The organism is Metaclostridioides mangenotii (genome assembly GCF_018917235.1).
Taxonomy (GTDB): Bacteria; Bacillota; Clostridia; order Peptostreptococcales; family Peptostreptococcaceae; genus Metaclostridioides.
Map to the genome: position 1 here is coordinate 1 of NZ_JAHLOF010000009.1, position 25,562 is coordinate 25,562.

Annotated in this window: 25 protein-coding genes and 2 pseudogenes; 2 read left to right on the forward strand and 25 right to left on the reverse strand. The window is 31.5% G+C overall.

Annotation, left to right across the window (positions count from 1 at the left end; all coding sequences use genetic code 11):
- Positions 1 to 184 (forward strand): annotated as a pseudogene (locus KQI18_RS11900) (CapA family protein); the annotation flags it as partial.
- Positions 185 to 375: 191 nt separating this feature from the next.
- On the opposite strand, the gene pstC reads toward KQI18_RS11900, so the two are convergent.
- The 5 genes from pstC to KQI18_RS11920 all read right to left on the reverse strand — a co-directional run bounded on the left by pstC (position 376) and on the right by KQI18_RS11920 (position 3,913).
- Positions 376 to 1,302, reverse strand: coding sequence for a phosphate ABC transporter permease subunit PstC (pstC, locus tag KQI18_RS11905; protein WP_216468162.1), 927 nt, complete (start codon positions 1,300 to 1,302; stop codon positions 376 to 378).
- 51 nt (positions 1,303 to 1,353) lie between these two features.
- Positions 1,354 to 2,190: a phosphate ABC transporter substrate-binding protein gene (locus tag KQI18_RS11910; protein WP_216468168.1), complete on the reverse strand. Its 837-nt coding sequence runs from the start codon at positions 2,188 to 2,190 to the stop codon at positions 1,354 to 1,356.
- A gap of 452 nt (positions 2,191 to 2,642) precedes the next feature.
- Positions 2,643 to 2,777 (reverse strand): LDCC motif putative metal-binding protein, encoded by a 135-nt coding sequence (locus KQI18_RS14380; RefSeq protein ID WP_257432460.1) that lies wholly within the window; start codon positions 2,775 to 2,777, stop codon positions 2,643 to 2,645.
- 250 nt (positions 2,778 to 3,027) lie between these two features.
- Positions 3,028 to 3,462 carry a PaaI family thioesterase gene (locus KQI18_RS11915; RefSeq protein WP_216468171.1) on the reverse strand — a complete coding sequence of 145 codons (435 nt, stop codon included), beginning with the start codon at positions 3,460 to 3,462 and terminating at the stop codon, positions 3,028 to 3,030.
- Between the two features lie 58 nt (positions 3,463 to 3,520).
- The gene (locus KQI18_RS11920; RefSeq protein WP_216468175.1) at positions 3,521 to 3,913 is read right to left on the reverse strand and encodes a pyridoxamine 5'-phosphate oxidase family protein; all 393 of its coding nucleotides are present in this window, start codon (positions 3,911 to 3,913) and stop codon (positions 3,521 to 3,523) included.
- 172 nt (positions 3,914 to 4,085) lie between these two features.
- Between KQI18_RS11920 and KQI18_RS11925 the strand changes: the two genes are divergently transcribed.
- On the forward strand, positions 4,086 to 4,481 hold the full coding sequence (locus KQI18_RS11925) for a winged helix-turn-helix transcriptional regulator (protein ID WP_236887760.1): 396 nt from the start codon (positions 4,086 to 4,088) through the stop codon (positions 4,479 to 4,481).
- 373 nt (positions 4,482 to 4,854) lie between these two features.
- On the opposite strand, the gene KQI18_RS11930 is transcribed toward KQI18_RS11925, so the two are convergent.
- The 20 genes and pseudogenes from KQI18_RS11930 to KQI18_RS12025 form a co-directional block, all read right to left on the reverse strand.
- Positions 4,855 to 5,031, reverse strand: a complete 177-nt coding sequence (locus KQI18_RS11930; RefSeq protein ID WP_216468176.1) for a hypothetical protein — start codon at positions 5,029 to 5,031, stop codon at positions 4,855 to 4,857.
- Entirely contained in the window at positions 5,022 to 6,890 is a 1,869-nt protein-coding gene (locus KQI18_RS11935) for a cation-translocating P-type ATPase (RefSeq protein WP_330654416.1), read from the reverse strand. Before KQI18_RS11935 ends, KQI18_RS11930 begins: the two co-directional genes overlap by 10 nt.
- Before the next feature lie 102 nt (positions 6,891 to 6,992).
- On the reverse strand, positions 6,993 to 7,268 hold the full coding sequence (locus KQI18_RS11940) for a metal-sensing transcriptional repressor (RefSeq protein ID WP_216468177.1): 276 nt from the start codon (positions 7,266 to 7,268) through the stop codon (positions 6,993 to 6,995).
- A 417-nt stretch (positions 7,269 to 7,685) separates the two neighbouring features.
- Positions 7,686 to 9,188 (reverse strand): Na+/H+ antiporter NhaC family protein, encoded by a 1,503-nt coding sequence (locus KQI18_RS11945; RefSeq protein WP_236887761.1) that lies wholly within the window; start codon positions 9,186 to 9,188, stop codon positions 7,686 to 7,688.
- Positions 9,189 to 9,277: 89 nt separating this feature from the next.
- Entirely contained in the window at positions 9,278 to 10,072 is a 795-nt protein-coding gene (locus KQI18_RS11950) for a cobalamin B12-binding domain-containing protein (RefSeq protein WP_330654417.1), read from the reverse strand.
- Positions 10,072 to 11,631 carry a lysine 5,6-aminomutase subunit alpha gene (locus KQI18_RS11955; RefSeq protein WP_216468179.1) on the reverse strand — a complete coding sequence of 520 codons (1,560 nt, stop codon included), beginning with the start codon at positions 11,629 to 11,631 and terminating at the stop codon, positions 10,072 to 10,074. The genes KQI18_RS11950 and KQI18_RS11955 overlap by 1 nt, the downstream gene beginning before the upstream one ends.
- A 1-nt stretch (position 11,632) precedes the next feature.
- Entirely contained in the window at positions 11,633 to 12,613 is a 981-nt protein-coding gene (locus tag KQI18_RS11960; RefSeq protein ID WP_216468180.1) for a MutS-related protein, read from the reverse strand.
- A 511-nt stretch (positions 12,614 to 13,124) separates the two neighbouring features.
- Positions 13,125 to 14,144, reverse strand: a complete 1,020-nt coding sequence (locus tag KQI18_RS11965) for a hypothetical protein (protein WP_216468181.1) — start codon at positions 14,142 to 14,144, stop codon at positions 13,125 to 13,127.
- A 200-nt stretch (positions 14,145 to 14,344) separates the two neighbouring features.
- Positions 14,345 to 15,595, reverse strand: a complete 1,251-nt coding sequence (gene ablA / locus KQI18_RS11970) for a lysine 2,3-aminomutase (protein WP_216468182.1) — start codon at positions 15,593 to 15,595, stop codon at positions 14,345 to 14,347.
- A gap of 19 nt (positions 15,596 to 15,614) precedes the next feature.
- Positions 15,615 to 16,649: an L-erythro-3,5-diaminohexanoate dehydrogenase gene (locus KQI18_RS11975; protein WP_216468183.1), complete on the reverse strand. Its 1,035-nt coding sequence runs from the start codon at positions 16,647 to 16,649 to the stop codon at positions 15,615 to 15,617.
- Positions 16,650 to 16,665: 16 nt separating this feature from the next.
- Positions 16,666 to 17,325: a 3-oxoacid CoA-transferase subunit B gene (locus KQI18_RS11980; protein WP_216468184.1), complete on the reverse strand. Its 660-nt coding sequence runs from the start codon at positions 17,323 to 17,325 to the stop codon at positions 16,666 to 16,668.
- Complete coding sequence (locus KQI18_RS11985) at positions 17,325 to 17,978, reverse strand: 3-oxoacid CoA-transferase subunit A (RefSeq protein ID WP_216468185.1); 654 nt, start codon at positions 17,976 to 17,978, stop codon at positions 17,325 to 17,327. The genes KQI18_RS11980 and KQI18_RS11985 overlap by 1 nt, the downstream gene beginning before the upstream one ends.
- A gap of 23 nt (positions 17,979 to 18,001) precedes the next feature.
- Entirely contained in the window at positions 18,002 to 18,847 is an 846-nt protein-coding gene (locus KQI18_RS11990) for a 3-keto-5-aminohexanoate cleavage protein (RefSeq protein WP_216468186.1), read from the reverse strand.
- 22 nt (positions 18,848 to 18,869) lie between these two features.
- Complete coding sequence (locus KQI18_RS11995; protein WP_216468187.1) at positions 18,870 to 19,250, reverse strand: hotdog domain-containing protein; 381 nt, start codon at positions 19,248 to 19,250, stop codon at positions 18,870 to 18,872.
- Between the two features lie 52 nt (positions 19,251 to 19,302).
- The gene (locus KQI18_RS12000) at positions 19,303 to 20,277 is read right to left on the reverse strand and encodes an electron transfer flavoprotein subunit alpha/FixB family protein (RefSeq protein WP_216468188.1); all 975 of its coding nucleotides are present in this window, start codon (positions 20,275 to 20,277) and stop codon (positions 19,303 to 19,305) included.
- Positions 20,278 to 20,324: 47 nt separating this feature from the next.
- On the reverse strand, positions 20,325 to 21,131 hold the full coding sequence (locus tag KQI18_RS12005) for an electron transfer flavoprotein subunit beta/FixA family protein (protein WP_216468189.1): 807 nt from the start codon (positions 21,129 to 21,131) through the stop codon (positions 20,325 to 20,327).
- Positions 21,132 to 21,148: 17 nt separating this feature from the next.
- Positions 21,149 to 22,273, reverse strand: coding sequence for an acyl-CoA dehydrogenase (locus KQI18_RS12010; protein ID WP_216468190.1), 1,125 nt, complete (start codon positions 22,271 to 22,273; stop codon positions 21,149 to 21,151).
- Between the two features lie 31 nt (positions 22,274 to 22,304).
- Positions 22,305 to 23,489, reverse strand: coding sequence for an acetyl-CoA C-acetyltransferase (locus KQI18_RS12015; protein WP_216468191.1), 1,185 nt, complete (start codon positions 23,487 to 23,489; stop codon positions 22,305 to 22,307).
- Positions 23,490 to 24,106: 617 nt separating this feature from the next.
- Entirely contained in the window at positions 24,107 to 25,009 is a 903-nt protein-coding gene (locus KQI18_RS12020) for a LysR family transcriptional regulator (protein WP_216468192.1), read from the reverse strand.
- A gap of 149 nt (positions 25,010 to 25,158) precedes the next feature.
- Positions 25,159 to 25,317, reverse strand: a pseudogene (locus KQI18_RS12025) (enoyl-CoA hydratase-related protein); the annotation flags it as partial.
- Positions 25,318 to 25,562 lie beyond the last annotated feature (245 nt).

Below are 25,562 nucleotides of genomic sequence, written 5' to 3' on the forward strand. Positions count from 1 at the left end.
AATGATATACCAACAAACTTTTAATTTTGAAGATGGAAAATTAATAGGTTCAGAAAAACCAAATATTATTCCATGCTCAATATCGTCATCTAAAAACAGAAATAACTACCAACCTACTCTATTGTTAGGTGATGAAGCTGATAGAGTTATGGATAAAATTAAAGAATATAGCAACAACCTGTAATTAATTTTATAATTATAAAAAAGACCTTTAACTGTTTTAGCTAAAGGTCTTTTTTAATTTGAGCTTTTATCTATTCATATAGAAATGACTTAATAATTACTAAACGAATATGTATTCTCTAACCATTGCTTGCCTCCACAAAACAAATCTCATATGATTAATAGTTGAGATAAGTTTTATTCAGTTTTTTACTATTTTACCATCTTATTAGAAATCTTATTTAAAATAAGATTTAGTACTAGTATGAAAACGAATAGCACAGCGCCAGTAGCAAACAGCATTTCTTGATGTACTCCATAAGCATATCCCATCTCTAAAGCTATGTTTGTCGTAAGGGGCCTAACACTATCTAATACTGAAGAAGGTAAAATCGCTAAATTTCCTGCTACAAGAATAATTGCCATAGTTTCACCTAATGCCCTTCCCAAACCAAGTACTACTGCTGATAATAAACCAGATTTTGCAGCGGGCAATATAACTTTAAAAATCGTTTCTATATGTGAAGCCCCTAATGCTAAAGATCCTTCTTTATACTCCTTAGGAACTGCTCTAATTGCAGTTTCCGATACTGAAACAATAGTTGGCAATACCATAATTGATAATACTATTATCACAGCTAATAAAGTCTGCCCTTTTGGTATATTAAATATATTTTGTATGGCCGGAACAATTACAACTATACCAAATATACCGTACAAAACAGATGGAATTCCAGCTAGTAGTTCAATAGCTGAGGAAACAACTTTAGATACCTTTTTAGGTGCTAATTCAGCTATATAAACTGCAGTTAATATTCCAATTGGAACACCAATAAGTAGAGCCCTCATAGTTCCAAAGAGTGATGCTACTATCATCGGCAGTATCCCAAATTTTTCGGCTGAAGGTATCCACTTACTTCCAAAGATAAATTCAATAAACGAATATCCTTCTATAATAAAAGGTTTTAGACCCATAAAAAATACAAAACCTATTATTAAAAATAAACAAGCGACTCCTAGTAAAGCGCTAAACATAAATATATTTTCAGTAATTTTTTCAACTAAATACTTTTGTCTATTATTCTTATTGCTAATATCGGATTTCTGTTCAATTTTTACCTTTCTTGATTTTATTACCATTAATATTCTTCCTTTCTATATATTAAGGAATATTTATTTAAATACCATTTATTACTTAACACTAACAAATCCGTGTTTCTCTACTATTTTTTGTCCATCTTCACTTAGTATATAATCAATAAATGCTTTACCTTTTTCAGATAAACCGTCAGGTTTATTAACTAATAAGAAAGGTCTTAATATTGGATATTTATTATTTTTCACATTATCAATTGTTGCTTCTACTCCTGAAATAGAAACGCTACTTATATCTTTATCTACATATCCAAGCGAAATATATCCTATTGAATCTTTGTTTCCTGCTACTGTCGTTTTTATATTTCCTGATCCATCACTAATAAGTGAATTACTTGTAAGTTCTTCAGCATCATATCCTACTATAGTTTCAAATCCTTCTCTTGTTCCAGAACCATCTTCTCTTGATACAACGACTATAGGTGAATCTTCTCCTCCAACTTCTTTCCAATTCGTTATTTTTCCAGTATATATATCTTTAATTTGTTCCATAGTTAAATCTTTTACTTTATTTTTTTTATTAGTTATAACAGCAATACCATCTATAGCAATTTGAGTTTCTTCTAACTTAGCTTGTTTTTCTCCATCTTTAAGATCTCTAGAAGTCATTCCAATTTCAGAAGTTCCATCAATTGTGTTTTTAATCCCAGAAGAAGATCCTATTTGTTGCACTTCTAAATTTGTTTCTTTACCTTCACTTTTTTTATATTCTTCAACAAGTGGTTCCATTACAGCTCCAACTGATGTAGATCCTGATATTGTAACACTATCAGAGTTAGATTTTTGCTTGTCCGATCCTTTTCCACAGCCTACTGAAACAATACCTATCATTAATGAAAGGGCTAGCACTAGAAATTTCTTATTTTTTAACATAATTATTCCTCCTAAAAATTTAATTTTAAACCTAATTTGATAATAATTAATTTTTGTTAAGCAGATATTATATATGAGTAAATAAAGAGTAAACATTGTTTATAATTCTTTACATCCATTATAATTTTTTACACGATTTACTTAATTTTAAAATACATATATTAGAATTTACAAAGATACCTTTTACCCATGGCCACAAGATAATTCTAGAGCTAAAAGAAAATTAATAACCAAGCAAAAGTTAATCCAGATAAATTTAATATTTATGCTGAAAAATAAAAAAGGATGGTTTAAACCACCCTAAAATTAATTAATTTGCGTTGTAAAGTACGACATGTATTATGTTATATATTTAATTCGATATGTTCTTTCCTTATGATGTAATTTCAAATATTAATACACCGTATACATGGACGTTCTGTATTTTATTTTTACAATGTTATAATAAAGTATCATTTTATACTACCTTTAGTCTTTGTTTTATTTAGTTCACAACAATCCATTCTTTCGCTACCGTATAATTTTTGATTCTCCTTAGCCAATTCTTGAATGAACTTATTAATTGATTTCTTTAGTTTCCTAAACATCATTACCCTCCTTATAAATCAATTGTGATTTTTATACCCTTTCAGTGTATATCTAGAATATATAATAAAAGTATAAATTATTTATGAAGTAATCTATTTGAACTATAAAAAGACCCTCAACTATTTATTAGCTGAAAGTCTTTTTTGCTTAAATATATTAATTTTATGTATTTTGGTTTAAATTTTATATGTGAAATGTATTTAATATAGTATTATTAATCTAAATTGTTAATCTATAATTTATATTTCATTATTTATAATTATTTTTTGACTTTGTAGTAATCATAGTTGCTAACATCTTCGCAATAACCTTTTCTCCGCTTTCATCTATAACTGTTGACTCTGTTATAACTAAAGTTTTTCCAGATTTTAAAACTTCTCCAGTAGCCACGATTTTATTTGATATTGCAGGCCTAATTAAATTTATTTTAAATTCCACAGATAGTACTTCAGAATCTTCGGGCATAGTTGTCAGAGCTGAATATCCGCAAGACACATCAGCTAATGAAGTCACAACACCACCGTGTATTAATCCTTGTTGTTGAGTTAAAAAATCCTTACGTTGGCATGTAATTACAACTTTTCCAGTTTCAACATGCTCAAGTTCTGCGCCAATGAATGATAAATAATTTTGTTTTTTAAAACTATCGTTTATTCTGTTATAAAGTTTCTCGTTAGTATTCATATAAAATATCCCCCTCTGAGATAAATATGTAAATATAATTAGCTAATTTTTTTAAAAACTAAATCTCTATATCAACTTTTTTACCACTCATAGAATAACATTTTGCAATTGCTTCATCAATGTAGAATATTTCAAATTTACCATCTCCTACCGAGTACATTCTTCTTAAGTCTGGCATTATTTCAAGTGCTTTTGTTTGTGTTTCTTCTGATGTAGCAAATACTGCTTTTCCTGAAATACGTAAAGTGTTAAATTTTTGATCAATACAGCAGATTTCTACTTTTGGATTACTATTAAGTTGCTTAAACATTTTCTTTTGGTTTGATGTGCAGAATGCAAGTTTTCCGTTGTATTCCATAACGAAACCAAGTGGGCGTACACGAGCTTGATCACCTTCAGTTGTTGCTAAATAATAAGTTCCTGCTTTGTTTAAAAAATCTAGTGCTTTCATAATCATTACACTCCTTTAAATAACTAGTATTAAGGATAACACTTGAACTAAGGATTATCCTTTGATATAATTTTAATATAAAATACATATAAAGCAAGTATGCAGTTTTTTCTTATAAAGTATCTAAAGTATACTAATATAGTACTTAGAAACATACTAATGGAAGGAATGAATGATCTTGAGTTTAGAGAATGAAAAAATAATTATAAATAGAGAAGAATTGATTTGTCCAATAAAATATGGGTTAGACATTGTTGGTGGTAAGTGGAAATTACCTATTCTTTGCATATTGGCATCAGGCAAACCTACAAGATATAGTAGCTTAAAAAGAAAATTAGAAGGAATTACAAACACAATGTTAGCTCAATCATTAAAAGAATTAGAATCTGATTATATTGTTAATCGTGAACAATATAATGAAGTCCCTCCTAGGGTTGAATACTCTTTAACTGATAAAGGAAATAGCATTATACCTATTTTAGGTAAATTTGCAAAATGGGGCTCCATTAATATGCAAGAAGAAAAAGCATGTAAAGTTAAATGCGAAAAATGCCAAGATATAAAATAATATAAAAAGACAGACCTTCAACTAATAAATAGTTTAAGGTCTGTCTTTTTATATTATAAGCTACTTCCTTTTTTGTCTACAATACTATCTTTTATTTATCTAAGTAAATTGGAGGATATTTTACATTTTTTAGCTCCTCACCTTCTAAACGTTTATTATCATTACTTAAATCATAGATTTGTAGTATAACTTTATTTATATATAAAGCATAAATATCATCACTAGAAAATATTCATATTCATATTGAGGATCATCTTTATAAGATACCTTATAAATGATACCCTTATACAAAAACAATCTATAAATAATTATACTATAAAATGACCCTCAACTATTAACTAGCCGAAGGTCTCATATATTGCTTCTGATTATCTTATTTTATTAATAATTTTAAAATGGCTATAATTGTAATCACTATACCAACTATTGTAGTTATAGTATAGATTTTAACAGATTCTTTATCACCACGGCTTTTAATTAGATAAAAGCCTCCTCCAATACTTACCATTATTCCACTAATTAATAATATAATAGTTGTGATTAGTTCCATAATTCATTTCTCCCCCAATTTAATAAAAAAGCTGAATGTATTATAACTATAACAGATCCTATATTATGAACCAAAGCTCCCAGTATAGGGCTAAGTATACCTGTCATTGCTAAAATTATAGATATGAAATTTAATGCCATTGATAATAAAATATTTATATTGATAGTTTTCATAGTCTTTTTTGATAGTTTTATTAAATGCGGAATATATTTTATCTCATCACTAATTAAAACTATATCAGATGCTTCTACAGCGATGTCACTTCCAATACCACCCATAGCGATTCCCACAAAAGATTTCTTTAATGCGGGAGCATCATTTATACCATCACCTATCATACATATTAAGTTATTATCATTTTGAAAATTTTCAATTGTAGATAGTTTATCTTCAGGTAAACACTCATAATAAACACTATCAATACCAGATATTGATGCTATATTTTTTGATGTTAGTTTATTGTCACCAGTAATTAATATACTTCCAATTCCTAAATCTTTAATTTTTTTTATAATTGATTTGACATTATCTCGTAGGATATCTTCTAATATGATAAATCCTATAATAGTATTATTTATAGCAATAAAGATAACAGTATTTCCTTTTCCTATGTATTCTTCAACTATTTTATTTTGACTATCATTTAAAATAATATTATTTTCTTCAAGTAGCCTTTTATTTCCTGCCATTAATATATCTTCATTTATATTAGCTATAACACCTTTACCTATTTTCATCTTAAAATTAGATGAATCATAAAAATCTAGACCTAGTTTTAGTTTACTATACTCCACTATGGCCTTACCCAGTGGGTGCTCGGAGTGTTTTTCAACACTTGATGCTAATTTTAAAAGTTCTTCATTTGAAATATTGTCATCAAAAGAGTGCACTTTTGTAACCTTTGGTTTTCCATAGGTTAAGGTTCCTGTCTTATCAAAAGCAATCTTATTTATTTTAGCTAGCCTCTCTAATGCGTCTCCTTCTTTAACTAAGATCCCGAATTTTGTCGCATTACCTATACCAGCTACAATAGCAGTAGGTGTTGCTAACACCAAAGAACAAGGGCAAAATACAACTAGTATGGTTACAGCACGAATAATCTCTCCTGTAACTAACCATGTAAGAACAGCTGAGACTAATGCGATTATAACAATCCAAGTTGCCCACCTATCAGCCATGCCCACTATTTTAGCTTTTCCTGCATCTGCTGATTTAACCAATCGTATCATTTTTTGAATAGAACTATCTTCCTCTATTTTAGTTGTTTTCATATCAAATGATCCAAATAAATTAACTGTTCCGCTGTATACCTCATCACCTATTTTTTTATCTACTGGCATTGATTCTCCTGTCATAACGGATTGGTCTATAGATGTTTCACCTCTTATTATAATTCCGTCTACAGGTATCGTCTCTCCCGGCAATACTTTAACAGTATCATCTACTAATACTTCTGTAGCTGATATTATTTTATCTTTACCATTTTTAATCAATCTAGCTGTAGTTGGTGTTAAGTTTACCAATTTCTCAATTCCCTTTTTTGCTTTAATAAGGGTATATTCCTCGAGCATTTCACCTAGAGCCATAATAAAAGCAACTTCTCCTGCTGCAAACGTCTCTCCAATCATTATTGATGCAATTAATGCCATTGATACCAAAACCCCAGCCTTAATATCATGGTCTTTTACCAGTCCTATTGTAGCCCCTTTAAGTATAGGTAAACCACATAATATTATCGCAATCCATGAAAAATCAAAATTGGATGGTATTAAATTAAAAAAACTAATAATAAGTGATATTGCAGAAATTAATATAAATAAGATATCCATATTTTTTTTATTCTTTAATGTATAAATCAAATTATATCTTCTCCTCCTTCTATACCCATAGGGGTATATGTATAGAGTAATTTAATTGATAATATTTGTCAATAAAAAAAACAGTTAAAATTTAACTGTTTTTTAAGTCATTCTTGAAAAATGTTCAATTGCCTTTGTAAACTCTTTAATTGTTTTATCAGGATCTCCATGTTCAAGCCCATCTTTTACACAATGGCTTATATGACCCTCAAGTATAACCTGACCTACTTTATGTAATGCACTTTTCGTAGCATTTACTTGCATTAATATATCCTCACAAGGAATATCTTCATCGAGCATATTATCTATAGCATTTAGCTGCCCCATAATTTTTTTTATTCTTCTATGCAAATTATCAGAATCCATACATTGACGCATTATTTTCCCTCCATAAATTTAAATTCATTATTAATATTTAAAAGAATATCACTCATTTTTAGTAAAGTCAATGAACCTTGTAAACTTATATTTATATAAATATTATAAATTTATATGATTATAATTTGCTTTGATTGAGCAATTTTAGAAATTAGTTTTTATGTATAAAATGTAATTAACTAATGTGATAACAGCTCCTCCTATGACCTTAGTTTAAATTGTGAAGCGGCATTATATATACGATACAAAAACTTATAGATCTTACAGATTCTTATCTAATATTATATTCAATTAAAAATCTCCAAATTAATATACTTAAATACTAATTTGGAGATTTATATAATTAATTCTTTTGGGGACAATTAAAAATATTGATTATTTTCAGTATTAATCTGACTGATTATTTAATACATATTATTATACTTTTTCTTCTACTTCATTTAATACTTTTTTCTTCTTTTTCTTTAATTTAACATTTGGTTCACTAGGTAACCCAAACATAGGAATAAATCTATCGAGTCCAGTTAATGTCATTAAAAGAATCGAACCGACTGTGATATACGCCATTACATTGTATTGTATTATATCTATAGGATTAAATTGATATAGCGGATAGACAGCGGTTAATATTCCAATATAGAACCCTATATAAACGTGCCATGGTATCAACTGAGACCCAAAAACTCCTAGTGAACTTGCAAACGTGGAATTTCTTAGACGCAATTTGTACATATCTTCTTCACTGGCTTCTACATTTTTATCAACTAACTCTTTAGTTATAGGACCTACTGTAACAATTTGAGCCATTTCATCTGCAAGAGCTGCATTACCTGCTAAACATAATAGCCCATTCATAAACATTAATTGTTTGACATTTCTAACAATTTTTAATATTAATATAGACAAAGGTTCAAATGCTCTCATCTTAGACATTATTCCACCAAATGCACCAATCCACATCATCATTACTATAACCCAAGAACCCGCCTCTGCGAATCCAGACATCATCAAATCCAAGAATCCATTTATTGATGGAACTGTACCTGCGAAAAATCCGAAGACACATGATGATATTATACCTATTGATAGACATGCGAGTGTTGGCAATCCTTTAAATGCCACGACTAAAACAAGAATTAGCGGTATAGCCATATAATATGGTACTCCATTTTTAACTTGATTTAAAAGCTCTACTGCTGATGGCCTCTGTACCTCTAAATTCTTCATGACTTCTACTGGAATTTTATCCACTGCTGAGGTAGCGCTGGCAGCATCTGTCGGCAATCCCATCTTTACACCTATTAAATATATGATAATTATTGAAGCTACTAAACATACTAAAGACCAAGGTCCTTGTGACTTTACTCTATCCACTACTTGCACGTCATGGATCCCAGAGCTTACAACTGTTGTATCCGATATAAGACCTATATTGTCTCCAAAACAAGCTCCACCTGCTATGGACGCAGTTGTCAATAATATATTACCGTCAACCATATGATTTAACCATAAGAATATCGGTGCACATGCAGCAAAAGTTCCCCACGAAGTTCCGGTAGCTACTGAAAGTACACATGTAGCTAAAAATGATACGAGCGCTACTGTTCTACCTGTAACACCTAAAGATAGTGCAATATTAACTATAGCTGCTCCAACTCCAGTCGCCATAAATGCTTCAGCCATAGCGTATGCAAGCATCAATATAAAAAAAACTAAATTTAAATGTTTTACGTTATCAACTGCGCAATCAACTAACTCTTCAAACTTTAGTTTATCTGTTATCGATGCTACAATAAATGCATATATAGTAGAAATTGGTGCTGCCATTAAACAATCCATACCTGAAATCATTAAACTCGCCAGTAAAAAAACTGGTGAAAACTTAAATAATCCAATCAAAATTCCCATCAAAACTCCCATAGAGCACGGCCTCCAAATATAATAATTTTTATTATGAAAATACTAAGTTTAATAAATGTTGCAGTATTATGATTTTAAAAAGTTATAAATTAATCTGCACATGCCAATCTTCTATTAACTAATTCGGTTACAAAGAAGCTTCCAACATCTTGTGCAAATTTACCAGCTCCAAACCCTGCATCATAACCTAGTTCCTTTGCAAGTTCATAACTTATTCTTGGACCGCCGCAAAGTAGTATAACTTTATCACGTATACCCTCTGCTTCTAACAATTCTACTAGATTTGTCAGGTTTTCTATGTGAATATTTTTTTGTGTTACAGTCTGAGAAACTAGTAGTACATCAGCCTTGAGTTCAATTGCTTTTTTTATAAACTCTTCATTAGGAACCTGGCTTCCTAAGTTATGCGCTTCTATTCCCTCATATCTTTCTAAGCCGTAATTACCTGCGTAACCCTTCATATTCATTATTGCATCTATTCCAACAGTATGAGCATCAGTTCCAGTGCTTGCTCCTACTACCACTACATCTCTTTTTATATTTTCTTTTATGTAATTTTCTATTTCTTTTTTATCCATAGTATCTTCTTGCGCTACTTCCACATGAATATCTTCGTAATTGATGCCTTTTTCCAAACTTCCATATACAATATAGAAAGTAAATTCCTCGTCGAGAGCTTTATGATGAGCAACATTTATATCACTTAATCCCATATTCTTACCAATAAGTTTAGCAGCTTCTATACCTTTTTCATCGTCTTTAATAGGTAGTGTAAAGCTAACTTGAACTTTGGCATCATTTAATGTATCACCATATGGCTTAATATTTTTTAAATCAAGATTTTTATCGTACTCCTTATTTTCTAAAGAATATGCTCCACTCATTAGCATTTACCTCCTAACATTAAATCTACAAATGGGTTGAAATATACGCTGTCTTTCATAACTACTCCATCGAGTCCTTTTCCACCGTCTATAGGTCTCTTTATTCCTGCAAACTTACCTTTTTCTATAGTTTTAAATAGACCTTCTTTTTCTATTTCTGATATTAAATCATGTGCGTTATTCAAAACCTCATCGACTCTGCTACACATTATACCATCCTTTTTAAACTCTATTTCTTCTCCAATATCTTTCATAGTGCTGAATATATACCTCGCATTATCTATTGAAATTGCTCTATCAGATATAAATGGCGTGTGTATTGCTTCTGTAAGCATACCTAGCAAATGTAGCTTTTGATTTGTCATTATAGTCACCATATTAAATAAAGCGTCTTGTACTTGTCCTTTAAATATATCGCCAGTCATAAACTTAGTAGGAGGCATGTATTTTAAAGGTGCCTTAGGAAATATTTCTCTGGCCATCTGAGCTTGAGCTAATTCGTACAAGAAACTGTTTTCTACATCTGGACTTATTTCAAATGCGTGGCCAAGACCCATCTGTTCTTCTGGAAGCCCTGCAACAAGCGCGAATTGTTCATTAATAAGCTGTGATACAAGAACAGTGTGTGCCTCTTCTATTGCATCCGCTGTCGTCAGGTAGTTATCTTCACCAGTGTTTATTATAACGCCTGCAAATCCATTTATTATTCTAGAGAAAAACTGGTCTATCATAGTTCTCTTCATATTTATATCTCTGAACAATATTCCGTATAAGGCGTCGTTCAGCATAACATCAAGTCTATTTTGAGCTCCAAGAGCAGCGATTTCAGGCATACATAAACCAGAACAGTAGTTGCAAAGCCTAATGTATCTACCAAGTTCAGCTCCAACTTTATCTAACGCTTCTCTCATAAGTCTAAAGTTTTCACCGGTTGCATAAGTTCCCCCAAAACCTTCAGTAGTAGCACCATATGGAACATAGTCTAGTAAACTTTGACCTGTCGTCCTTATAACGGCTATTATATCTGCACCTTGTTTCGCTGCGGCAACTGCTTGTGTTATATCTTCATATATATTTCCAGTTGCAACTATTACATATATATACGGACCTGTCTTATCTCCATATTCATTTAAAAATTCTTCTCTTTTATTTCTATTAGCTTTTATTTGTTCTACACTTTTTTTAGCTATATCATTTATTTTAAGTTTGACATCAAAAACATCGTGTTCTTTATTTTTGCATAAATCTAAATCTCCATTTGATACTTTCTCTGCTATTTCTTGTGGAGTAAGACCTGTATTAATCATCGCATTTCCCATGTAATAGGCAACACCCATTCCTAAAGATCCATCATTTGAATTTTTAATACTATCGACAACGATATTTGGTAGAGGCACTCCAAATTCATCTACTCCGTCCACACCTAGTAATCTAAGAATTGTCCTTTCAACCGATACAGTTGTGTTTTTATCTATAAATTCCTGTACCTCCGATACTATATTGCGCGCTGATTTACGAGCTTTTTCTACTATTTCGAAATCTAAATTTACTTTACTCATATTAATCCTCCTCAAGCTTTATTATCCAGTCTGAAGCTATATTTATAATCTCATTATCCAGTCCTAATAACTTACATACATTTATAGCATCCTTTGGAACTTTAGTTTCTTTACTAACTTTTTCGAGTCTATAATCCATAAATTCTTGAAGTATTTTAATTTCATTTGAATTCTCACTTAGACCCATCCCAACTTTTAAATCTATTTGACGTTTTAATCCAGCAAAATCTACTTTTTTAAGACCGATTACTTGATAATAAGTAGCATCATCTATATCTATATCATCTAGATGTGTTGATATTAGACTTATAGAATTATACCTCTTGAAATATTCACATATTGATTTTAGAAGTATCCTTCCCTCTACAGGGTTAGTTCCCCTAGCAAATTCATCTAAAGCTATAAATCCATCTCTTCTCTTCATAAGTTTAGTTATTTCTTTCAATTTTATAATTTCAGCTCCAAACGTACTTAGGCCTCTATTAATATCCTGCATATCATCACTTATCAAATATATAAAATCTAACACACATAAGTCGGCTTCTTTAGCAAATACATAAAAACCACATTGGAATAAATATAGGTTAAGAGCTATAGTCCTCATACTTACACTTTTTCCACCCATATTAGCACCGCTTATTATTGTAATTTTATTATCGATATCTATACTGATCGGAATGTATCCTTTATTCTGTGAATTTAAAATCTCTTTGAGATTTGGATCTACAAGATTTTCAAAATATATCCTACTTTCACTATTTATAGTAGGTTTTACTGCATTGTGCTCGATTGCTAAGTTAGCTTTGGCAATAAGTAAATCCAGCCCACCTATAGATTTCATATTTTCATCGATATCGACAACATAGTTAAATAGTTTTTCGCTTAGAGATTTTCTTATTTTTAATTCTTCTCTATCTTCATTTAGAACGATCTCTAATCTTTCTTTTTTTAATTTATCTATCTTATCTGAATCTGTTTCCATAAAAATCTTTTTTTCTATATCCATTTTATTTTTTCTAATAAAGGATAATTTTTTACTATAGGAATTATATATTTGGAATGTAACTAAATTAAGTTCATCTGGATCTAATAGCTCGACAACATCATCGAGATATTTGAAATTTATATAATCTACACTTATATTCAATTTTTTGTAATTACTTATTATCTCATTAGTATTTATAGAAAAATTTTTTATTTCAAATAGTTCAAGTTCATCTAATACATTATTATTTTTTAGTCTCTCTAGGGTATTTTTTATATTTTTGATTTTACAGAACGCATGCTCTATATCATCGAAAATTGCCTTATTCTCATTTAAACCATCGATTATCTTTTCTATATAATCAAGTTCCTTAGCTAACTTTTCACTATTTTCTTTTTTAAATATTTTTATATCGGCCTTCTCTTTTCCACCATATGGAGTAACAGTATTTACTTCATTTATAATAAATGATTTAATGTAATCACCTCCTAGTTTATAAAACCTTATTTTACATATCTAAAACATTAAAAACTTTTATATCTATTTTTTTCTGTATGCTCTCTATAAAATACTTGTTATCAAAGTTATATCCCTCTATTGAAGTTGGATTTATACTTAATCCTATTAAATTCACTTTATTTATTACTTTAATATTTCCTTTAAGCTTTATAAACTTATCAAATATTTCATTATCTAAAAATATCTTTGTACTATCACTAACCAATATGGTAATATCTTTATATTTACTGCCGTTTTTTATAAAATCGTTTATAAATTCGTTGCTTACTATTCCATTTACAACTACATATTTAGTATCTTTGTCAATTTCTTTAATAATCTCTTTAGAAGAGTTTAAAGTTGTCTTTATATTTATAGGTTTGAAAGAATAGTTTTTATTTACTAAACATGCCTTATATGTTTTTAAATTTTCATAAACTTCATAAAATGCTTTGTCATTTATTTTATCTAAGCTAAGAATATTAGCATCATAGACTATTTTTTCAACTGCCTTATGTAAATCTTTGTCTATTACAGCTCCACTACAAAATATTGTAGAATCAGTAATAGATGGTGAACCCAACGTTTTTCTAGACAAAGCCCCATCAACCATACTTAAATCCGCCCCATAGTATTTAAGCCTGTCACAAATATACTTTATCTGAGTATTTATAGATGGCCCTGCAAGCTCAATATATCCATCGCTTAAAGACCTAAATATAACTATATTTCCCATGGGTGTCGTTATAGTAGTCATCTCTAAAATTTCTTTTGTTATATCGCTATTTAAAGCTAAATTAGCTGCAGTAGCTATTATAGTACCTTTGTTTACATATATTGTAGGTTTTTGAGTCTTAGTAACGACATCTACTCCCTCGCCATCAACACCTATAGATGTAATTCCCAGCACTATATTTCTATTTATGCTTTCTTTTAAGATATAGTTTAATGTAGTAGTTTTTCCAACATTTTTGTAGTTACCTATGATCGATAGACTATTATATCTTAGTATTTCATCTAATATATTCATAATTATATCCTTAAACTATAATTGATTTTTTTGGAATCTATATACATTCTTTATTCAAAGATATTATAAACTCATATGAGTTTATAATATCTTTGTTAATTTTTTGGCAATAATTTAGAGTTTAATCTAATAATTCACATCAACAACTAGCTAAAAGCTATATTTTCTATAATAATATTAGGTACAATAAAATTATTATTTTAACCTAAATGTGCACAAAGTTCTCTTTTCTTTCTCTCTAATCCAACAGGCTCCATTACACTTTGCTGATTATTTAGAAGCCCTGCTATTCCTACTTTATGAACTTCTCTTTCACCTCTACAGACTTCACATTCACATGTATGACTGTAATTGCTTGGCTCTGTATAAGTAGTGATCACTCCCTCGAAATTTCTTAGTATTACTTTATCATGGCTTTGAGAAATTACGTAATTTGGCATAACCGGAGTTTTACCACCGCCACCTGGCGCATCAACCACGAATGTTGGTATGCAATATCCTGATGTATGTCCTCTTAATCCTTCTATGATTTCTATACCTTTAGATACTGGTGTTCTAAAGTGTTCTATTCCATTAGATAGGTCACATTGGTAGATATAGTATGGTCTAACTCTTATTTTCACTAAGTCGTTTACTAACTTCATCATTACATGCATACAGTCATTTACACCTCTAAGTAGAACACTTTGGTTTCCTAAAGGTATACCTGCATTTATCATCTTAGCACATGCTTCGATTGATTCAGGTGTTATTTCATTAGGATGATTAAAATGTGTATTCAACCATACTGGATGATATTTTTTTAACATGTTTACTAAATCATCAGTTATCCTTTGTGGCATAACTACAGGCACTCTACTTCCAATTCTCACTATTTCAACATGTGGTATTTCTCTTAATTTACTTATAATATATTCAAGTCTATCATCACTCATTAAAAGCGCATCCCCACCTGATAATAATACATCCCTTATAGCAGGTGTATCTCTTATATATTCGATGGCATTGTCTATTCTATCGATTGGCTGCGCGCCATCATTTTGTCCAGCGAATCTTCTTCTAGTGCAATGTCTACAATACATAGAACACTGATCTGTTATTAAAAGTAAAGCTCTGTCTGGGTATCTGTGTGTAAGACCTGGAACCGGTGAGTCTCCATCTTCATGAAGCGGATCATCCAAGTCGGCATCTGACACTTTCAATTCGTCTGATGTCGGTATTGCTTGTTTTCTAATTGGGTCATTTGGATTTTTAGGATCAATTAAGGATAAATAATATGGTGTTATACTCATTCTCAATGTTCTAAGACATTCCTTAACACCTTCTTCTTCTTGCTCTGTAAGAGGAATATATTTTTTTAAATCCTCTACTGTAGTAATTCGGTTCTTTACTTGCCAATTCCAATCATTCCATAGTTCATCATTGACATTTGTAAATATTTTTCTTTCCATAACTTTGTAACCTCCTTAATTATATATATAAGTTTTTAAATATTTTCCTAAGTGTTGCACTTTCTCTTAGTGCAGTTAGAGTTACATCTGCATGACCTTTTGTATATCCGTTTCCAATTATCATATCGACATCTTTACCAACACCTTCAGCGCCTAGAGCTGCTTTTGTAAATACTGTTGCCATAGAGAAGAAGTATACTACTCCCCCATCCCTAACCGGCAATATTGTACTCATTTCTGTATTCTGAACATTTACACAGTTTATGGCTAAATCTACTTCTTTACCTTCATTTACCTCTAATACTTTGTTAAGAACTTCTACAGGATTTTTTGCGTCTACAGCAATTGCCGTGTTTGCAATATCGTTTTCTTCTATAAATTTTGCCTGTTCTTCATCTATAACAAGAGCGATAACTCTTCCGGTTTTACCTGCTTTTTTTCTAGCTTCATAACAACAAAGCATACCAGATTTACCAGCGCCTCCTAGTATTAAAACACTATCTCCCTCTTTAACCAACTTCTGTGTTTGTGCAGGTGCTCCAGCTACATCAAGCGCTGCTAATGCTAAGTTTTCTTCCATATCCTCCGGTAGCTTAGCATATATTCCACTCTCAAATAAAATTGCTTTACCTTTAATCTCAACTCTATCTATTTCTGGTTTTATATCTAAAATTTTCTCTATTTTTAATGGTGTTAGCGATAATGATACTAGTGTTGCTATTTTATCTCCAACTTTTATATCTATTTTGTCTACTAAGTCAGATCCTATTTTTTCTATAGTTCCTATTAACATCCCGCCGGATCCTGTTATAGGGTTTTGCATTTTCCCTTTTTCCTCAACTATCTCTTGTATCTTTGACTTTATTTTTTCTACATCGTGTTCACATTCTTCTTCAATTTGGATAAAGCTTGCAGAGTCTATATTTAATGCTTGAACATCTATCAAAATTTCATTATCGTAAATTTCGTTCATATCGTTATTTAATTTTTTTGCTGGTTGTGGAAGTGCATTTTCACCAATAACTCTATGTGTTCCATATTTGCATCCTTTCATCTTTAATCCCCTCTTTTTATACTAATTGTGCATTTGTGTACACTAAATTTTCAGATATAATTAAATCTGCTTCTGTCATTTCTTTTAACTTATCTATCGTTATATCTTCACTTATTTCAGTTAAAACTAATCCTTCTTTTGTTACGTTTATAACTGCATATTCAGTTATTATCATATCTACTACACCTTTTGCAGTTAATGGGAGAGTACATTCTTTTAGTATTTTAGGGTTGCCTTTTGCAGTATGTAGCATAGCCACTATTACTTTTTTTGCTCCAACCACTAAATCCATAGCACCACCCATTCCCGGAACCATTTTACCTGGCACTATCCAGTTGGCTATGTTTCCATGTTGATCTACCTCTAGTGCACCTAATACAGTTACATCTACATGCCCTCCTCTTATAAGTCCAAAAGACATTGATGTGTCAAAGAAAGCTCCATTTTCATTTATGGTTACATATTGACCGCCTGCATTAGTTATATATGGATCGATTTGATCATCATCAGCAACTTTATCCATCCCCACCATTCCATTTTCAGATTGGAATGTTACATTGATGCCTTCTTCAATATAATTTGCAGTTAATGTTGGAAGACCAATCCCTAAATTTACTAATTGATTGTCTTTTAATTCCATTGCTACCCTTTTAGCTATAATCTCTTTAGGATTCATCAGTTATTCCCCTTTACTATATAATCTACAACTACACCTGGAGTCATTATGAGTTCCATATCTATATCCCCTACGCTCACTAATTCTTCAGCTTGTACTACTACTATGTCACTTGCCATGGCTATCATCGGATTGAAATTTTTAGTCGTTCCTTTATACATTGTATTTCCAAATTCATCTACTAAAGTACCATAAACAAGTGCAATATCAGCTCTTAGCGGAAGTTCTAATAAATATTCTTTTTCACTTATATTAATTTTTTGTTTATTTTCTTCTACGATTGTACCTACTCCTGTGTGAGTTAGTACTCCTCCTAAACCGTATCCACCTGCTCTGATCCTTTCTATGAGAGTTCCCTGTGGGGATAGCTCTACATCAAGTTTTCCTTCATTCATTAATCTCCCTGTTTCTGAATTTGTTCCTATATGAGATGCTATAACCTTTTTAACTTGATTATTGACAATTAGTCTTCCTATTCCTTGATCTACATAAGAAGTGTCATTCCCTATTATTGTTAAATTTTTCACGTTAGATTCTATGAGTGAGTCTATTAGTGCTTCGCCTGTCCCACACCCTAAGAATCCTCCTATCATAATAGTCATCTCGTCTTTAAATACTTCCTTTAGTTTTTCTAAAGATATCACTTTACTCATTTTAGATACCCCCTACATATTTTCTACGCTTCTTGTGCCTCTAACACTTTTGATGTTAGACCAAGTATTTGACGGGCTTCTTTAGGTGTTGCCACTTCTCTTCCAAGTTCCTTTACAATACTAGCTGCTCTTTGAACAAATTCACCATTAGATGAAGCTGGTACTCCTTTTTTCATGTATACATTGTCTTCAAATCCAACTCTCACATGTCCACCCATTAATATGCCTAATGCTATCATATCAAATTGAAATTTACCTATACCGCTTACTGTAAATGTAGAACTCTCAGGTATACTATCTCTCATAAATATCAGATCTCTATAAGTTGCACTTATTCCTCCGTTAACGCCCATAACAAAATTAAAATGCATATTATCACTGATAAATCCCTTTTTATTAAGCCTGATTGCCATGTCGATCATCCCTTTGTCGAACACCTCTATTTCTGGTTTAATATTTAGTTCTATCATTTTCTTTCCAAATTCTTTTATAGTATTTTCAGTATTTACAAATATTTCATCTCCACCAAAATTGCATGTTCCGCAATCCAAAGTCGCCATTTCAGGATAAAGATTTACAGGTTGTATTCTCTCTTCATTGCTCATTCCAACTGCGCCTCCAGTTGAAGGTTGAATAATGGCATCAGGGCACGCAACTTTAATGGCATCTATGCACTCTCTAAATCTATCTATACTTTGAGTAGGTTCTCCATTATCCTCTCTGACATGAAGGTGTATTATGCTCGCTCCCGCATCATACGCATACTTCGCCTCCCTTGCTATTTCCTCTACAGTGTAAGGTACATTTGGATTGTGATCCTTAGTAACCTCAGCACCGCATATCGCAGCAGTAATAATAACTTTTTGCATACTAAAACCCCCCTTTAATAAACTATAATCTTTGCTTATCTTTTGGTACTATACAAGTCCCACTAGCTTTACACACTACTATCGGTTCTTCTAAAACTTCTGCCGCTGAGCCGCTTATATCAGTTCTAGGTATTATAACTTTTCTAGCTTCAAACACCATTTTTCTAGAACTATTTCCTACTTTTACAATTTCTCCAACTGCTTCTATATAATCTCCAGCAAATACTGGAGCAAGAAAATCTACACTATCGTAAGATCTGAATAACCCTTCATCTCCATCATTTTGTATAAGTAGCTCTGTTGCAATATCTCCAAATAATTGAAGCATCTTGGCACCGTCTACTAAATTTCCACCGTAGTGAGCATCCTGACTACTCATTCTCATTCTAATCATTGATTTCATGTAAACATCCCCCTCAATAAATTTTTTTTATATTTAAAATATGAATTATATATTATGCTAATTCTTGTATTAAATTTTTTACTACTTTATTAGCATCTCCCACTATAGATAGATCAGCATTTTCAAATATTGGGGCATCAGAATTTGTATTAATAGCTACTATATACTGAGCACCTTCCATACCAGCTATATGCTGTATAGCTCCTGATATACCACACGCTATATATAAATCAGGCCTTACAGTTTTTCCAGTTTGACCAACTTGACGATTTTTATCAACCCAACCAGCGTCGACTACAGCACGCGATGCACTAACTTCAGCTCCCAATAAATCAGCAAGTTCATATAAGGAATCCAAGTTTTCTTTAGAACCTAAACCTCTACCCGCCGATATAAGTATTTTTGCATCTTCGATTTTAACTTGTTTTACATTCTCTTTTATAAAATCTAGTACCTGTATGTTTTTTCCTTCGTTGGATAGATCAACTGAAAAATCTTTTATTATACCAGTTCTTGATGGATCTTTTTCTAATTTAGTCATAACTCCAGGTCTTACAGTACTCATCTGCGGTCTATTATCTGGACATATTATAGTAGCCATTATATTTCCGCCGAATGCCGGTCTCGTCATAAGTAACCCATTGGTTTCGTCATCTATATCAAGTGATGTACAATCAGCTGTAAGTCCTGTCTCAAGAGCTGAACTAACTCTCGGTGCCAAATCTCTTCCTATTGTTGTTGCTCCTACTAAAACTATATCTGGATCTTTCTTACCTATTACTTCACAAAACGCTTTTGTATAAGTACTAGTTATATATGTATCTAAATTTTTATCATCAACACAAACTACCTCATCTGCACCGTGGTGTATGAGTTCTTCACATAAATTTTTAACATCATATCCTAATAATGCTGCACATACTTTAGTGTTTAATCTATCTGCTAATTCTTTCCCTTTACCCAATAATTCCAGCGATACATTTTGTAATTCACCGCTTCTTTGTTCTACATAAACCATTACACTCATTATTCTACCTCCATAATTAACTACTCTTTATTAGAAAGTCCGTCGAATTATATATTACTAGCCTTTACTTCAGTTATTATATGTTTTTCTTTAAGAGCACTTATTATTATTGATGCTCCCTCTCTTTCATCTACATCATGAACTGTTCCCTTAGCTTTTACTCCCTTAGTAAATGATTTTTTTACCTTTGTAGGAGAACCCTTTAAACCAATTTCTTCTAAATTGACATCAATGTCTTTTAAAGTCCAGTTCTCAATCAAATTATTATTCATACAATCGTATATTCTTGAAACCTTCATATATCTTGGAGAGTTCATTTCATGTAAAGTAGTGATAAGAAGTGGCATTTTTGCCTTTATAACTTGATATCCCTCTTCAAAAGCCCTATTTACAACTACAGAATCTCCATCGACATCTAGCTTATCAACATATGTTATAGATGGTATATCAAGGTGATTTGCTATTTGAGGACCAACTTGTGCTGTATCTCCATCTATTGCTTGCCTACCTGCTATGATTAAATCATAGTCTAATTTTTTAATTGCACCCGCTATAGTTTTTGAAGTAGCTAATGTATCTGCTCCAGCAAATGATCTATCTGTAAGAAGTATCGCTCTATCTACCCCCATAGCTAGCGCTTCATCTAATGCATTTTTCGCTTGAGGAGGTCCCATTGTCAATACAGTAACTTTAGCTCCTATTTTTTCTTTTAGCTTTAAAGCCTCTTCTATTCCAGCCTTATCATCTGGGTTTATTATACTCGGCACACCATCCCTCATTAATGTTCCAGTCTTAGGGTCTAATTTAACTTCTGTTGTATCCGGTACTTGTTTTATACAAACCAAAATATTCATACTTATCCTCCTGATTTCTATTTTAAAAGATCTGCGCTTATAACCATTTTTTGTACTTCGCTTGTACCTTCGTATATTTCAGTTATTTTTGCATCTCTAAACATTCTTTCTATATCGTATTCACGAGTATATCCATATCCACCGTGAAGTTGAATAGCCTTAGTTGTAACTTCCATCGCAACTTGGGCAGCATAAAGTTTAGCCATTGAAGCCTCCACATTGTATGATTTGCCTTCTCCTTTTTTCTTTGCAGCATCATATACTAAATGCCTTGCAGCTTCGATTTTAGTTTTCATATCAGCCAGTTCAAATTGAGTATTTTGGAAAGCGGATATGCTTCTTCCAAATTGCTTTCTATCCTTTACATACTCTACAGTTGTATCTAGAGCACCTTGAGCAATACCTAGGGCTTGAGCTGCTATACCTATACGACCACCATCTAGGGTTTTCATGGCTATTTTAAAACCTTGACTTTCTTTTCCCAATAAGTTTTCTTTTGGTATTTTACAATTTTCAAATATAAGTTCACATGTAGAGGAACCTCTAATTCCAAGTTTTTGTTCTTTCTTGCCAATAGTGAATCCTTCTGTATCCTTTTCAACTATAAACGCTGATATCCCACGTGTACCCTTCGTTTTGTCAGTCATTGCCATAACCACATAAATTTCTGCTGGACCTGCATTAGTTATGAAAATTTTTGTTCCATTTAGTATGTAGTTATCGCCATCTAATACTGCCGTTGTCTGTTGTCCTGATGCATCTGTTCCAGCATTAGGCTCTGTTAAACCAAAAGCTCCTAACTTTTCACCTTTAGCTAGAGGGATTAAAAAATTTTGTTTCTGCTCCTCTGATCCAAATTCATATATTGGACTCCCTGCTAATGAAGTATGAGCTGACACTATAACTCCTGTAGTTCCACATGCTTTTGACAACTCTTCAACCGCCATCGCATATCCTAAATAGTCGCCTCCTTCACCGCCATACTCCTTTGGAAAAGGTATTCCCAGAAATCCACATTTAGCCATTTTTTCAACTGTTTCATATGGAAACATCTCTTCTTCATCTATTTCGTGAGCTATAGGAGCTACCTCGTTTAATGTAAATTCTCTAAGCATTTGTTTTAATAATTTGTAATTTTGCATAAATCTCTCCCCTATTTTAAGTATTTATTTTCTAACATTTTTTTATTATTAAGCTAACACCTTGACCTCCACCTATACAAAGCGTCGCAAGTCCTAGATTAGCTGTTTCTCTCTTTTGCATTTCGTGGATCAAAGAAACCAATATTCTACAACCACTAGCTCCTATTGGATGTCCAAGTGCTATTGCTCCTCCATTTACATTGACTTTTTCCATATCTAATTTTAATCCTTTTTCAACCGATAAAGCTTGAGCTGCAAACGCTTCATTAGCCTCTATTAAATCAATATCATCTAATTTAAGATTAGCTTTTTTTAGAGCCTTTTCTGTTGCTGGAACTGGACCATATCCCATAATAGATGGATCTACTCCTGCTGTTGCATAAGAAACTATACTCGCTAGTGGCTTTAGTCCCAATTCATCACATTTTTCCCTGCTCATTAAAATGACCATTGCTCCCCCATCATTTATTCCAGATGCATTTCCTGCGCTAACTGTTCCATCTTTTTTAAATGCAGGTCTTAGCTTGCCTAACTTTTCTATTGTAGTATTAGGTTTAATGTGTTCATCAGTATCTACCACTAAAGGATCTCCTTTTCTCTGTGGCACGACTACCTCTACTATTTCATCTTTAAATCTGTTGTTTAGCTGTGCTTTTTTGGCTCTTTCTTGACTTAAAAGTGCAAATCCATCCTGTTCTTCTTTGCTTATATCGAATTTTTCTGCCAAGTTCTCAGCCGTTATACCCATATGATAATCATTAAAAGCATCGGTTAATCCATCATTTACCAAAGAATCTACTAATTTATTATCGCCTAAACCGTATCCATACCTACCTTTGTTTATTAAATACGGAGCATTGCTCATACTTTCACAGCCACCGGCTAAAACTACATCGCAATCTCCAAGTGCAATAAACTGTGCAGCCATACTGACTGCCCTAAGTCCAGAACCGCAAACTTTATTTATAGCAAGAGAAGGGACCTCAACAGGTATACCGGAATTTATAGCGACTTGTCTAGCAACATTTTGACCAAGACCAGCACTAAGTACATTTCCTATTAATACTTCATCAATCATATGTGATTCTATATTTGCTCTTTTGATAGCTTCCTTTGCTACTATAGAGCCTAATTCAACAGCACTTACATTTTTGAGCGTGCCACCCAAAGACCCTATAGGGGTTCTAACTGCCGATAGAATAACTACTTCTTTCATAAATAACTCCTCCTTGTAATATCAATATTACTTCATACACATACTGAGCTCTTCAAATGCAGTTATTTAGTTAACTAGAATTTTATTTAATTTTTATATAATCTGGATTTTTGTGTCATAAGTTTATTTGATGTTGTATACAGTAATAAATTCATTTAATTACTTAACTATGTTACATAACTTATGCTAGACTTGAATTGTTAGGTTTTGAATAAACAATTTTTCAAGAAATCTATAATGAATTTCTTTTTTTAAATTATCAATTCTTTTTCTTAATGGTTACTGATATTAAAATTTAGTTCAGTTTATTATTGCAATCGAAGTTTCAAATTGATGTGTAAGTATTTAAACTTTTTATGAAACCTTATATGTCATATTTTAGTTCTATAATTATATATTAATTCAAAAACAACGCCATTGTCTAAGTCGTATTTCTTATATGTCCTATAAGTAAAATCTATATGTAATCTATATTTGTTAAAAAAATAACCAGAACTGAATAAGCGTAAATGTTTCACTACTTAAGTGATATTTTCATTTACGCTTTTATAGTATAAATTTCTTTTAATCAATATAATAAGCGAGCTATACTATTTTTAAAAATCTAATAATTTTATTTAAGTATTTTTATTTTTAAAGAAATCAATTATAAAATTAAATACATATTGATTCACATGGCTATAACTTTCTTTCTTGGGTCTACATAATGATACTTTCCATGTTATCGGGTCATTAAATGGTATTTCTACAATCCGATCATTTTTAAAGAAGTCATTTACTGGTGATGGTAGGATCGTTATAAAATCAGAATTTGCAGTTGTTTGAAGTAGAAAATCCCACGAGCCTGACATGATATATCTTTTTAGTTTCACATCTTCATCCGTAAATTTATGTATTAATTTGTGATGAATCATAAAACTTGTATCAAATATTGCAAGTAATTCTTCATTTAAGTCTTTCCAATCTATTCTATTTTTTTTAGCAAGTGGATGATTTTCATTTAAAAATGCAGTTAGCTCGTCTTCTTGAAGTATATGTTCCGTAATTATACTATCGTCAATTTCAGTTGGTTGTAGGAGCACTACATAATCTAGTTCTCGTAAAATAAGCATACTTTTTAACTCGTGTGCCCCCTTCTCAACTATATCAAATTCAACGCCTGGATTTTTTGCAACAAGCTGCGCAACTACATCTGGAAACACTATTCCTAGAATTAAAGGCGGAATTCCAATCCTTACTTTCCCTCTAATTTTTACAGAATCCTCTCTCAAATCCTCCATCATATTTTCATATTCACTTAGGATATTTTCAGCGTTGACATAAAATCTCTCTCCCGCTGGTGTTAAGTCGTTTAGTCTTCCTTTATACCTATCAAATAGATACACATTTTCATTCTCTTCAAAATTTTTTATTATCTGACTTAGATGTGGTTGTGATATATGTAATTGATTTGATGCTAACGAAAGATTTAAACCACATTTTACCACTTCAACAAAATATTTTAGTTGCTTTATATCCATATAGATCCCCCCCCTCTCCTGTAAATACTTCTTATATGTCTTAACAGTTTCTATTTGCTATTATCATAAAATCCTAGTTTAATTTTTCTATCATCAACTACATATTCACTAAACCTAACTTTTCAGCTTCATCCGCTTTAATATTACGGGAGTCTTTGAGTTCCACCAAATCCTGGAGTTATTACAAGTGATACCTCAGGTTGTCCAAATACAGCTTTAGCAGAAGCAATCCTCATATCACAAGCCAAAGCTATCTCACATCCACCACCTAAAGCATAGCCATTTATAGCCGCTATTACGACTTTCTTACTATCTTATATTTCCTTCAAAGCTTTTAATCCAAGTTTGCTAAACTTTTTAGCTGTTTACTTACTTTCACAGACTTTCTTTTAATCCAGTAATAAACATTAATAATCACTTAGCTGCTCTTATGACTAAAAAAATCTCAATCTATAATTAATAGTTATAAACAAGCCTATAATAATATTTATGCTTATTCCCTATGTTTATGATGATAGCACTAAAATTTAAATTTTCAATAGATTTTTGTTAT